Below are 12,393 nucleotides of genomic sequence, written 5' to 3'. Positions count from 1 at the left end.
ACTCGTTGTCCCGGACCGGATCGATCTCGTCGTGCGCTGCCTACTCGGTCGGGCAGCCTGCGAGCGGCCGCTGCCAGTCGGCAATTGTTTCGGATACCGATGCGACGTCGACACTCACCTCGATGACCGTGACAGTGAACTTGCTGTCTCTACTGGGGATTGATCTGGTAAGTGCGCCGATAGTCACTGTGGCATCGCCGATTACGGCAGGGGCTGCGTGCGATACCTCGAACAGGGCATCGGTATCGGCGAGTAGCCCCACGAATCAGGTGACGGTGGGATCTCGCGTCCTCACGATTCCACAGCCTGCCGAGAACGGATCGGTGACGGTGACAGGGGCGGACGCCACTGTGAACGCCGCTGGCTTGGCGACGATTCAATACACGAACATCAAGCTCGTGAGCACGCGAACGTCCACGGCAACAACGGCGCAATCGACGCTGAGCGTGAGTCTTTCGATGGCAGCTTTTGCGATTCTGGGGGCGCAGATACTGGGCACCACAAACGTGACGTTCAATCTTGTAACGGCTCAATGCGGAATTGGCACCGCGACATACCCGGTCACGCCGCTGAGCCTCCCAACCGGATTTGCTGCGCGTGCGGTCAGCCCGACGCCTACTTCGGTGAGCGAACCCCCATCATCGACGACTTCTTCGACCACAGCAGCTGAGACCACAGCAGCTGAGACCACGGCAGCTGAGAACACTGCAGGGATGACGACCACCGCGTCTGTGCCGACACCGACAGCAATCCCGACATCGACAGCAACGCCGACATCGACAGCAACGCCGACAACGACGGCTACACCAACCACGAGTACACCGGCTCCGGCGGACCCAATCGGGACAGTAATCCAGGGGCCCGTCGGTTCGAGTATCTCCGCCTTCACCACGGATGACGGACTCACCTGCGACGTTGCGCCTGATGCGGACTACACGAGCGAAGTTGCAGTCGAATGCTCGGACGGCACAACGGGTACGGTCCCCGGTTCTGAACTCGGCCCGAAGCCAACCGCACCGGGGGAGTACCTCAGGATCCCCCTGACGAGAGACCACGTCACCGAAGTCTTGACTCTGAACTCAGCGACACGACGCTGATCAGTTACGCACGGCATTGGCCATGGCGGCCAACGAGAGGGCCTGACGAGCACGGTCGAGGACAACCGCACGAGAGATGTCGATGTGCGATACCAGCGCCTCGTGGGCTTGCGGAATCTTGCCGTCCAGAACCAGTTCGACGACGGAGATATGTTCCTCCACGGTGGCCTTCATGCGGTCGGGAGTCAGGTAGTCGAACATCCGCACGGGGCGCAGCTTCGAGTTGACGGCCTGCAAGGCGTCGACCAACGCGTGGTTTCCGGACGAGGCGAGGAGCGCGATGTGGAACTCCTCGTCGAGCGTCACGAAACCGGCGTCCGGTACCGGCATCTGTTTGAGAAATGCGTACCACTTGTCGAGCTCGGAACCGAGCGCGTCTCGATCATGAGCGGGGGCCTCACCGTCGAGTACCCGACGAAGCCCGTGCACCTCGAGGAGTATGCGCAGCTCGTAGAGGCCACCCAACTCGTCGAGGTGCGGTCGGTACGGAAAGAGTCCGTGTTCGTCGCGCTCGACCAGCCCGTCGGATTCCAACTTTGCGAGCGCTTCGCGCACCGGTGTTCGCGAGACACCGTAGAGATGGGCCAGGCGTTCCTCGCCTAGTCGTTCCGAGGGCGCGATCTGACCGGACATCAGATCGTTTCGGATCGACCGGTAAACCTGTTCGCGCAGCGGCGGCCGCACACTCATGTCAGATTGCCATCGCTCGACGAACCGCCTCGGTGGACGTGGTGCCGCCCTCACCGGTCGAGGTCACGTGTCCGGCCGCGAGAATGCTGTAATGCTGAGCAGATTGGAGCGCGAAACCGATGTGCTGCTCGACAAGGAGGACACCGAGATCGCCGTGCTCGGTGAGTTCCATGACGGTTCTTTCGATTTCGGCGACCACGTTGGGCTGAATGCCCTCGGTTGGTTCGTCGAGGATGAGGATCTTGGGCTCGGTGATCAATGCGCGGGCGATGGCAAGTTGTTGGCGCTGCCCGCCGGAGAGAAGTCCCGCGCGACGGTCGAGGAGTGTGGTGAGCGCGGGAAACAGATCCAATGCCTCTGCGATGAGTGCCTTTCCGCGTTTGCGCCCGTCGGCGACCACCCGAAGATTCTCGGCAGTTGTCAGTTGTCCGAACGACTGCTGACCCTGCGGTACGTAGGCAAGTCCGCGAGCGACGCGGGCGCTCGGCCGTAGTCCGGTGATGTCCTCACCGTTCAGAAGTACCTTTCCCCGCGTAGGTTTGATCAGACCGACGGCGGCGCGCAGCAAGGTGGTTTTACCCGCACCGTTGTGACCCATGACTGCCGCAACTCCGTCGCTGGGAACCAGCAGGGAAACGCCGTGGATCACTTCGGTGCGTCCGTAGCCGGCGCGGATGTCGACGAGCTCGAGCATGATTCAGTCCTCCGGGGTCGGTTCGGTGTCGGCGCCGAGATCGGTTCCGGCAGCGGCTGTGCCGAGATAGACCTCTTGCACCTTGGGGTCGGCTTGAACCTCCGCCACAGTTCCTTCGGCGAGTACTTTCCCAGCGGCGAGCACTGTGACGGACGTGGCGAACGATCGCATGAAGTCCATGTCGTGCTCGACCACGACGACGGTTCGTGCACCGCCGATGCGACGCAGAAGGTTTCCGGTCTCCTCGCGCTCCTCCAGGCTCATCCCAGCGACGGGCTCGTCGAGTAGTAGCACGGAACAGTTCTGCACCAACAACATTCCGATTTCGAGCCACTGTTTCTGCCCGTGCGCCAGAATGCCCGCGGGAGTGTCTCTGAGGTGCTCCAAGCCGGTTGTCTCCAGAGCCTCCTCGATCTCGGGGAGCACACCTTTGCGCCTTCGGAGCAGGTTCCACGCCGAGCGACCGGCTCCCGCCGCGATGTCGAGATTCTGCAGCACCGAGAGTTCTTCGAAGACGCTTGCCGTCTGGAAGGTTCGCCCGACGCCGAGGCGGGCGATCTTGTGAACCTTCTTGCCGAGCAGTTGCTCGCCGGACTTCGTGATCGAACCCGTCGCGGGAACGAGTCCGGTGATGGCGTCGACCAGCGTTGTCTTTCCAGCCCCGTTCGGGCCGATGAGAAACCTGAGGTCGCCCTGCATGAGGGTCAAGTCGACGCCGTCGACGGCCTTGAAACCGTCGAAGCTGACCGAAAGGTTCCGTACTTCGAGGTACTCGGACGACATTCCGGCGTTGCCGCCCAGTGCCGGTGTGGGTTCGCTGGTGGCGGTTGTGTTGGTCATGACGACACCTCCACTGGTTCGGGTTGGGAGACCTTGACCGGCGGGCCGGCCGGGGTCTCACGCTTCTTGCGGTGGCGCATCAGGGCGAACAATCCGGCCACACCTGCCGGGAAGAACCCGACCACGACGATGAACATCAACCCTTGTGCGTAGATCCATCCCGAAGGGAGTTTCTCCGAGAATGTCGACTGCGCCCACGCGACGCCGATCGCACCGAGTACCGGACCCAGAAGCGTTGCGCGGCCACCGATCGCGACCCCGATGAGGAAGGCGATTGACGGTACGATCCCGACGTCGGCGGGGGAGATGATGCCCACGATCGGAACGAACAGCGCACCGGCGATACCGGCGAGGAACGCCGCGGTCACGTAGGCGACCAGTTTGATGTTCGCCGGATCGTATCCGAGGAAACGTACGCGCTCCTCTTGATCGCGGACGGCGACGAGGAGTTCGCCGTATCGGGAGTTCATCAGCTGGCGAATCAGAGCGACCGATGCGAGAAGAACTCCGGCGGCAATGAAGAACAACATCTGCTTGTTCGCCGGATCGTTGAGGTTGAAACCGAAGAACGTGCGAAAGCGGTTGAGGCCGTTGCTGCCACCGATCGACTGCTGGCCGATCAGGAGGATCGCGAAAGCCGCGGCGAGTGCTTGCGAGAGGATCGCGAAGTACGCGCCCTTGACCCTCCGCTTGAACACACCGAGTCCGAGGAGAAAGGCAACAGCGGCCGGCAGGAAAAGGATGGCGAAGATCGCCACGAATGGCGAGGCGAACGGTTGCCAGTATCCCGGAAGTTCTGTTTTGCCGGCGATGGACATGAAGTCCGGTACCGCGTCGCCCTTGAGTTCGGCATCGGCGATCTTGAGGTGCATCGCCATCACGTATGCGCCGATTCCGAAGAAGACGCCCTGGCCGAGCGTGAGCATTCCGCCTCTGCCCCAGGCCAAGCCGATGCCGACAGCGACTATGGCGAAGCACAGGAATTTGGCCAACAGTGACAGCCTGAAGTCCGAGAGCACAGCCGGAGCGATGGCGAACAGCACGATCGCGGCAAGTGCAAAACCGCCCCACACCCGAATTCGGGAATTGTTCAGGATGCTCATACGAGGCTCCTCGTCTTGACTGCGAACAGGCCCTGCGGCCGAACTTGAAGGAAGACGACGATGATGACGAACACGATCACCTTCGCGATCGATGCCGTCGTCGAGTACTCGATGAACGAATTCAAGATGCCGAGGGCGAAGGCTGCGATCACGGCTCCCTTCATCTGACCGAGACCGCCGACGACAACAACCAGGAAGGCGTCGATCAGATAGGACTGGCCGATGGTCGGGCTGGTGGAACCGATGAGCGTCAACGCGACACCCGCGACGCCGGCGAGCCCGGAACCGAGGAAGAAGGTCGTGATGTCCGTACGACGAGAGGAGATTCCGCTCGTCTCGGCCAGATCGCGATTCTGCACGACGGCCCGGATGCGTCGACCCATCGACGACTGCTTCAGTGCGACCGAAAGCGCGATCACCGCTGCGATCGCCAACACCAGAATGAAGATGCGGGTTTTCGGTACCACGGCGCCGAAAATATCGACCCCGCCCGAAAGCCAGCTCGGCGCCGAAACATTGACTGCCGGCGCGCCGAAGATGTCGCGCGCCAACTGCTGAAGGATCAATCCGACGCCGAATGTCACCAACAGGGTGTCGAGGGGTCGGTGGTACATCCGCGATACCAGGACCACTTCGAGCACGACACCCATCAGTCCGCCGACGACAAAACCGACGAGCAGAGAAATGATCAAAGATCCCGTTGCATTCGAGATCACCTGCTGCACTACGTATGCGGTGTACGAGCCGGCCATGATGAACTCGCCGTGTGCCATGTTGATGACACCCATCTGCCCGAACGTGAGAGACAATCCCAACGCTGCCAACAGGAGAATCGATCCGATACTCAAACCCGTGAACAACTGTCCGATCACAACATCCATGACAGACGCTCCACCTCTCTACTCGTCGATTCCGTCAATTCCGCCTTTCGTCGATCAGCTGCCGAGTCCCTCGGCCCAGGGGTAGTTCTTCAGGTACGGATCCGGCTCGATCGGCTGTCCCGAATCCCAGACCGTGTAGATCAGTCCGTCGGAACGGATTTCGCCGATTCGGGCAGTCTTGGTGATGTGGTGGTTGTCGCCGTCGATGGTGACGAGTCCTTCGGGTGCCTGGAAGGTCACACCGTCGGCGTTGTCCTGAATATCCTTGACCGCAAACGAGTTGGCCTTCTCGACTGTGTTCTTCCAGAGGTAGACGGAGGTGTATGCCGCTTCCATCGGATCGGACGTGGGCTTGTCCTGGCCGAACTTCGCCTTGTACGCCTCGACGAACTTCTTGTTCTCGGGGGAGTCGATGGTCTGGTAGTAGTTCCACGCCGTCAGCTGGCCTTCGACGTTCTGGACTCCGATACCGCCGACCTCTTCCTCCGCAATGGAGACGGAGACGACGGGCATGTCGGCGGGCTTCAGGCCGACATTCGAGTATTCACGGAAGAACGCGACGTTGGAATCACCGTTGAGTGTGTTGAACACGGCATCGGCGTCGGCTGTGCGGACCTTGTTCACGATGGTGGAGAAGTCGGTCGAGCCCAATGGCGTGTAATCCTCGCCCTTGATCTCGATGCCGTTCGCTGCCGCGTACGCCTTGATGATGCGGTTCGCGGTCTGCGGGAACACGTAGTCGCTGCCGACCAGATACAGCGACTTGACGCCCTTCTCCTTCAGGTAATCCAGAGCGGGGATGATCTGCTGGTTGGTCGTTGCACCCGTGTAGAAGATGTTCTTCGAATCTTCCAGCCCCTCGTACTGGACCGGGTAGTAGAGCAAGGAATTGTTGTCCTCGAACACCGGCAGCATGGCCTTGCGGCTCGAGGAAGTCCAGCCACCGAAAACTGCTGCGACGCAATCGCTGCTGATCAGTTTCTCGGCCTTCTCGGCGAACACTGTCGGCTCCGACGCGCCGTCCTCTGCCACGATCTGGATCTTCTTGCCCAGCACACCGCCGGAATCGTTGATCTCCTGCACCGCCAACGAGATGGAGTCGCGGACCGTCACTTCACTGATGGCCATGGTGCCCGAGAGTGAATTCAGAGAACCGACCTTGATCGTGTCCCCCGAGGTGTCGACGCACGACGTAGCCGTCGAATCTCCCGATGCGGTGTCTGTCGCCTTGCTTCCGCAGCCGGTGAGAACCAAGCCCAGCGCGGCGAGAGCGGCCGGCGCGGCAAGGGTGCGCTTCGAGAAGGTTCGCATGTACGGGCCTTTCGTGTCGATGGCTCTGGCAGACAATGGCTCTGACAGATCTGTATCCGGAGTGCGTATACAACGCTGTATTCGTCGAGTGCACAGAGTAGGTGGAAGTTGTTGCGGTGGAATGACTGTCGGTGACAAGTGTGTGTCCGGTGTTTCGATTGGATGTCCAGGACCTCACACCGCAGGTCAGCGAGGGTGCGGTGTTAGCATCGACGAGAAATTGATCAAGCACTCGCTTGACGATCGGAACGTCGGAAGGATCTTCTCGTGCGCTCGACCCGACGGGACGAAATACTCGCTCATGCGGCCAAGCTGTTCAGTGAGCGGGGAATCGCCGCGACGACGGTACGCGACATCGCCGACGAAGTCGGGATTCTCTCCGGCAGCCTCTACCACTACTTCGACTCCAAGGATGCGATAGCCAACGAGATCGTCGTCCGGTTTCTCGAAGACCTCAACGTCAGGTACGAAGACTCGATCGAGCCGGGAGGTTCGGCCCGAGATCGCCTGGCAACGATGGTCTCGGTGTCTTTTGCATCGGCGGTGGATCACCCGTATGCCACGGAGGTCTATCAGGGAGAAGCCATACTTTCGTCGCAACCGGCGGACGCGCCCATCACCATCCTGGTTCAGAAGGCACACAGCTACTGGCGATCGGCTATCGCTCGCGGAATTGCCGACGCGGAGTTTCGGGAAGACATCGATCCCGAACAGTTTCACCGTCTCCTGCGTGAATCCGTCTGGTCCACCGTCGCGCAGTATCGCCCGCAGCTTTCCGAGTTGGCGGATGATCTGCAGCGCAATCTGATTTCGGTATTCCTGGACGGCTTCGCCGCACGTTCCGTCGACGGCGAGCCGGTGGCACGCATTGCGCGGCGCACGGCGAAGAAGGAAGCGCAGACCGTATCTCCTGCCTCCGAATTTGCCGAACTCCGTTCGGACTCCCAAATGGCCGAACTCCGTTCGGACTCCCAAATGGCCGAACTCCGTTCGGACGTCGACGAATTGAAGTCCGTCATTCGCGAACTCAGCTCCTCGATCCGGCAGCTGCAGAAGCCGTAACACCGCAGTTCCTGCGCGTGTAGTTCGAATTTTGACTATCGGTGTGACCCAGTGCATACTTCTGTCCACATTCGTAAATCAAGCGCTTGTTTGATTTGCCAAGCAGAGTTTGGACGGGAGATTGATGTGAGACTCGGAAAGGCGATTGCCGTCTGCGCGGCAGTGGTCCTCGGGGCGAGCGCGTGCGCATCTGCCGGTGTCATTCCCGAAGACACCATCGTCATCGGTTTGGACGAGGACTCCACCGGGCCCGGTGCGTCGTACAGCACGATCGCCGGCAAGACCGTGCGTATGACTGTCGACCTGATCAACCAGGCCGGCGGAATCAACGGCAAGCAGGTCGAATTGGTTGTCGAGAATGACGAGAGCAGTCCCACCAAGACCCCGTCGATCATTCGGAAGTTGGTCGATCACGGATCAAGTGCGGTCATCCTCGCCACCGGCAGCGGGTCGGTGCTGCAGGCCAAGTCGATTCTCCAGCAGTCGAAGATTCCCGCGATAGCTCCGGTCGTTCTCAGCGACGCCTTTGCCTCGGCGCCCGACAACGACTTCTCGTTCATGATTCCGAACTCGTTGAAGCAGTACGCCCAGGTGTACTGCGGGGCTTTCGAGAAGATGGGGTACAAGTCCCTGGGAATTCTCGGTGACGCGAGTGCGTCCATCGACGGAATCATCAAGACCCTGCGGCCGGCGCTCGAGAAGTGCGCGAGAGTGACGGGCGTTGAAAAGGCGCCGGTCGATGCCGCGGACATCACCGCACAGGTCTCACGTCTCGCGGAAACCGAACCGGACGCGATTCTGGTCGCCAGTATCGGCGGGCACTTCGAAATCCTCGCGCACAACACCTTGTCGAAGATCACCCCACAGACGCAACGCTTCTCACTCGCTTCCATCGGAAACCAGCCCGCATCTTGGGCTTTGGCGGACCCGAAGGCGTTGAGCGGCATGGTGTACATGGGCTCGCTCAGTGAGAACAACCCGAGAACCGCCGAACTGCGTCGCAAGGTTCAGGCGGTGAAGGGGCCTGATTATCAACTGACTGCCTACGACGCACAGGCGTACGACGCCGTCATGATGTTGGCCGAGGCAATCGAAATTGCCGGCGACCACCGAGATCGGACGGCCGTTCGTGATGCTCTTCAACAGGTTTCGGCACTTCCCGCCAGCTTCGGCCAGGACGGATTGACACTGTCGTTCTCCTCGCAGGATCACCTGGCTCCGGACAGCCTCTGCGGACTGGTGCTCGTCGAATTCGGTGAGGACAACAAGCCGGCCCATCCGTGGGATTCCTACCAACCCCCGTGTGGATAACCGAGGAGCCTTGACATGACAGACGCACAACTGTGGCTCGCTGCCATCGAGATCGGTGCATTCTTTTCACTGATAGCCCTCGGAATGTATCTCGTGGTGGTCGGCGCCGATTTCTTCAATTTTGCGATGGGTCCGTATGCGATGGCTGCGGCCATGGCGTCGAGTTGGGTCGCGATCAATTACGGGCTCGCTCTCTGGATTGCCATGCCGCTAGGGATCGCGGTAGCGGTGGCGCTGTCGATCCTGACGGAAAAGCTTGTGGTCAAACAGGTTCAGAAGCGATCGGGTCGTGGGGAACTACCGGCGTTGGTGGCTGTGACCGCAGTACTGTTCGGGATCCAGCAGCTCGCCGGCACTGTCTTCGGCCGAACACCACTTCCCGGGCAGAAGATCTTCGACTTCGATCCGATATCGGTGCTCGGTGCCACCGTCGACAGTTCGACCGTTGTACTCGTCGTCGGAACTGCCGGGATCTTCGTCGGTATCGGACTGTGGCTGAACCGGTCCACCTCGGGCCGTCTGCTTCGCGCCGTCGGCGACAGTCCGGATGCCGCCCGCGTCCTGGGCTTGCCGGTGGATCGGGTACGCCTCATCGCGTTCACCCTCGCGGGTGTGATTGCCGCCGTCGCCGGACTTCTGTTCGCTCCCAAGGCCGGTGTTCAGTTCACGAGCGGTCTGTCATGGACGCTGACGGCATTCATCGCACTCGTCATCGGTGGTACCGGCCGGAGTTGGGCTCCGCTGATCGGCGGAATGGTGTTGGGCGTCGTCCAGGTATTCGCCCCGTACTACTTCGGTGCGAGTGCTGCTCAAACCGCGATTCTGTTGATTGCCCTGGTGTTCTTCGCTTTCCGTCCGGAAGGCTTGCTCTCGAGGAAGGTTCGCGTCTGATGGCCTCGCTTTCTACCAGTCCGCTGACGTCAAATCCGCCCGCTACATCCGGCGGTCCCCGGACGAGGATGCTCGCCGTGTCACGAGAAGCACTGATCACCGTGGTCGTGGTTGCTGCCGTGCTGCTGTGGATGGGGCCGAGTCTGTACCGGCAGGATCTGGTGTTCCTCGCTGCGACGTATTCGCTGATCGCACTCGGCATGTACGTGCCATTCGTGCTCGCGGGATCACTGTCGATGGCGTACAGCGCGTATGCGGCGATCGGCGCGTATGCCGTTGCGCTGATCTCGGTTCGGACCGGGTTGTCGATGTGGTGGGGATGGATTCTCGGCGCCCTCGCCGCTGCAGCGGTTGCAGTACTTCTCAGCTTGGCAACGCAGAAACTCTCCGGCTTCTACCTTGCCGCGGTGACCTTGTTGTTCGGTATCGCTTTCGAGCACTGGTTGATCGACGGACCGAGTTTCACCGGCGGATCGGCCGGGATCTCGGGTGTCGAGACTGTGACGATGTTCGGCTGGGAGCCACCGCGCTACGCATTGGTCGTGTTCGCGATCTTGTTCGTGTGTCTGATCGCGGTCGCTGTCGATCGACTCCGGAAATCGGTGTGGGGGCTGATGTTGCAAGCTGCCCGCGACAATCGTAATGTCGCACGGTCTTCCGGCGTCAATCCTGCGCACCTGACCGTCGTGGCGCTGGCGATCGGTGCCGCGATCGCGTCAACCGGCGGATCGCTGTTCACTGTGTCGGTGCAAGCTGTCACTCCTGAAACCTTCACTCTCAGTATTGTTTTCCTTGCAATCTTCATGCCGATCATCGGCGGTCGCGGTTCGGCGTGGGGTGCTCCGCTCGGTGCATTGATCGTGGTGATCGTGACGCTGAACATGCCCGGCTACCAGGGAAGCGGCGAACTCCTGCTTGCCGGAGCCGTCCTGGTGATCCTCATCGTCGCGCCTGGTGGGGTGATCGGTTGGAGTCAGAACGTTCTGGGTCGAATGAACCGTCTGTACAAGGAGCGTGGCAATCGATGACTCGGCTACTCGAAGTGAGCGGGCTCCACAAGTCCTACGGCGGCGTCCGCGCTGTCGACGATGTCTCGTTCAGCGTCGGACCGGGAGAGGTGATCGGACTGGTCGGCCCGAACGGGGCAGGCAAGACCACACTGGTGGACTGCATCTTCGGCACACAGCAAGCAGATTCCGGAACCGTCGCGCTCGCGGGTGCTGCCTTGACCGGGCCGTCGGAGCGCCGTGCACGGCAAGGGCTCTCGCGCACGTTTCAACATCCGCAGCTCGCGGCGGAACTCGACGCCGTCGACAACATCATCCCGGGACTGTACGGGCACAAGATCACCTCACCTCTGCACTCGCTGTGGTGGGCGATCAAAGGACCTTTCGAGAACTGGGACCGGACAGCACAGCGGGCCCGGGAGATTGCTGCGCGATACTCGGTCACCGACGTCGAGAGTGCTTGCGGGGATCTCAGTTTGGGGGCGCAGCGTCTGGTCGAGGTGGCGCGGGCGATGGCGACCGAACCCGATGTTCTCCTGTTGGACGAACCGTTTGCCGGCGCGGATCACGACGGCATCGCTGCCATCTCCGGTGCCGTGCGATCGATTGCCGCGCAGGGCAAAGGAGTAGTCCTGGTCGATCACAACGTCGATCTCATCGCGGCGCTCGCCACCAAGATCGTGCTGCTCAATTTCGGATCAGTGGCGTTCTACGGACCACCGCAGGAGTGCTTGGCCAGCGACGCGATGCGAGAAGTCTATTTCGGTTCCGAATACGAGGAAGGCGCCTGACATGCTCGAACTCGACAGAGTCACAGTTCGATACGGATCCGCTGTCGCCGTCCGGGAAGTCTCCCTTGTCGCCCCCGCCGGTGAAGTGACAGCGATCGTCGGGCCGAACGGTGCAGGCAAGACCAGCTTGGCGGGATCCATCTACGGCTCGGTTCCCGCCACCGGGACAATCAAATTCGATGGTCGAGAGATCCAGAAATTATCGGCACTGGATCGTGTCCGCAGCGGATTTGCCTACGTACCCCAAGGCAGGCAACTGTTCATGCGAATGTCCGTTCGCGAGAACCTACGCGTCGGCGCAGACCTGCTGGGATTGAAAGCCGAAGCCGTGGAAACAGCTTTCGAGAGGTTCCCGATCCTGCGTGAACGCTCCGAGAGTTATGCCGGGGTCCTCAGCGGTGGTGAGCAGCAGATGTTGGTTCTGGGGCGGGCCCTTCTGGAAACCCCGAAGGTGTTGCTCCTCGACGAGATGATGACAGGACTGGCACCGAAAATCGTCGCGGAGCTGCGAGCGCTGGTCGGGGGTCTGGCCGCCGAGGGTGTGACCGTCATCGTGACGGAACCGGCACTTACTGCACTGAAATCGGTTGTCGACCGCGGATATGTCATGCAGCGCGGCGAACTCGTCCGCGAATGCGATTCCGCAGCGACACTGGACAACGCGTACAAACAATCGATGGGCGTCCTCAGCGCCGACGGGAGATGATCGACGATC

The 12,393-nt window shown here is 61.0% G+C and carries 14 protein-coding genes; 6 read left to right on the top strand and 8 right to left on the bottom strand.

The window, feature by feature from the left end; genetic code table 11:
• Window positions 1-40 precede the first annotated feature (40 nt).
• The 8 genes from RE4_RS31065 to urtA all read right to left on the bottom strand — a co-directional run bounded on the left by RE4_RS31065 (window position 41) and on the right by urtA (window position 6,616).
• Entirely contained in the window at window positions 41-262 is a 222-nt protein-coding gene (locus RE4_RS31065) for a hypothetical protein (RefSeq protein WP_125461331.1), read from the bottom strand.
• Between the two features lie 267 nt (window positions 263-529).
• Window positions 530-907, bottom strand: coding sequence for a hypothetical protein (locus tag RE4_RS31060; protein WP_127159972.1), 378 nt, complete (start codon window positions 905-907; stop codon window positions 530-532).
• A gap of 190 nt (window positions 908-1,097) precedes the next feature.
• Window positions 1,098-1,787, bottom strand: coding sequence for a GntR family transcriptional regulator (locus RE4_RS21300; RefSeq protein WP_020906727.1), 690 nt, complete (start codon window positions 1,785-1,787; stop codon window positions 1,098-1,100).
• A gap of 1 nt (window position 1,788) precedes the next feature.
• On the bottom strand, window positions 1,789-2,481 hold the full coding sequence (gene urtE / locus RE4_RS21295) for an urea ABC transporter ATP-binding subunit UrtE (protein WP_060939293.1): 693 nt from the start codon (window positions 2,479-2,481) through the stop codon (window positions 1,789-1,791).
• 3 nt (window positions 2,482-2,484) lie between these two features.
• On the bottom strand, window positions 2,485-3,321 hold the full coding sequence (gene urtD / locus RE4_RS21290; RefSeq protein ID WP_019744448.1) for an urea ABC transporter ATP-binding protein UrtD: 837 nt from the start codon (window positions 3,319-3,321) through the stop codon (window positions 2,485-2,487).
• Window positions 3,318-4,424: an urea ABC transporter permease subunit UrtC gene (gene urtC, locus RE4_RS21285; RefSeq protein WP_060939292.1), complete on the bottom strand. Its 1,107-nt coding sequence runs from the start codon at window positions 4,422-4,424 to the stop codon at window positions 3,318-3,320. Before urtC ends, urtD begins: the two co-directional genes overlap by 4 nt.
• Window positions 4,421-5,305 carry an urea ABC transporter permease subunit UrtB gene (gene urtB, locus RE4_RS21280; RefSeq protein WP_003941514.1) on the bottom strand — a complete coding sequence of 295 codons (885 nt, stop codon included), beginning with the start codon at window positions 5,303-5,305 and terminating at the stop codon, window positions 4,421-4,423. Before urtB ends, urtC begins: the two co-directional genes overlap by 4 nt.
• Before the next feature lie 54 nt (window positions 5,306-5,359).
• Window positions 5,360-6,616, bottom strand: coding sequence for an urea ABC transporter substrate-binding protein (gene urtA / locus RE4_RS21275; protein ID WP_019744446.1), 1,257 nt, complete (start codon window positions 6,614-6,616; stop codon window positions 5,360-5,362).
• A 267-nt stretch (window positions 6,617-6,883) separates the two neighbouring features.
• Between urtA and RE4_RS21270 the strand changes: the two genes are divergently transcribed.
• The 6 genes from RE4_RS21270 to RE4_RS21245 all read left to right on the top strand — a co-directional run bounded on the left by RE4_RS21270 (window position 6,884) and on the right by RE4_RS21245 (window position 12,384).
• The gene (locus RE4_RS21270; RefSeq protein ID WP_060939291.1) at window positions 6,884-7,678 is read left to right on the top strand and encodes a TetR/AcrR family transcriptional regulator; all 795 of its coding nucleotides are present in this window, start codon (window positions 6,884-6,886) and stop codon (window positions 7,676-7,678) included.
• Window positions 7,679-7,804: 126 nt separating this feature from the next.
• Complete coding sequence (locus RE4_RS21265) at window positions 7,805-8,989, top strand: ABC transporter substrate-binding protein (RefSeq protein WP_019744444.1); 1,185 nt, start codon at window positions 7,805-7,807, stop codon at window positions 8,987-8,989.
• Window positions 8,990-9,004: 15 nt separating this feature from the next.
• Window positions 9,005-9,880: a branched-chain amino acid ABC transporter permease gene (locus RE4_RS21260; protein ID WP_046378187.1), complete on the top strand. Its 876-nt coding sequence runs from the start codon at window positions 9,005-9,007 to the stop codon at window positions 9,878-9,880.
• A 68-nt stretch (window positions 9,881-9,948) separates the two neighbouring features.
• Complete coding sequence (locus tag RE4_RS21255) at window positions 9,949-10,908, top strand: branched-chain amino acid ABC transporter permease (protein ID WP_223257992.1); 960 nt, start codon at window positions 9,949-9,951, stop codon at window positions 10,906-10,908.
• On the top strand, window positions 10,905-11,678 hold the full coding sequence (locus RE4_RS21250) for an ABC transporter ATP-binding protein (protein WP_046378188.1): 774 nt from the start codon (window positions 10,905-10,907) through the stop codon (window positions 11,676-11,678). The genes RE4_RS21255 and RE4_RS21250 overlap by 4 nt, the downstream gene beginning before the upstream one ends.
• Before the next feature lies 1 nt (window position 11,679).
• Window positions 11,680-12,384, top strand: coding sequence for an ABC transporter ATP-binding protein (locus RE4_RS21245; protein WP_020906733.1), 705 nt, complete (start codon window positions 11,680-11,682; stop codon window positions 12,382-12,384).
• Window positions 12,385-12,393: the final 9 nt, after the last annotated feature.

The sequence above is a fragment of the Rhodococcus erythropolis NBRC 15567 genome (genome assembly GCF_001552595.1).
GTDB classification, from domain to species: domain Bacteria; phylum Actinomycetota; class Actinomycetes; order Mycobacteriales; family Mycobacteriaceae; genus Rhodococcus_F; species Rhodococcus_F erythropolis.
The sequence above is the reverse complement of the archived record's forward strand: the minus strand, read 5'-3'. Positions and strand labels throughout refer to the sequence as shown.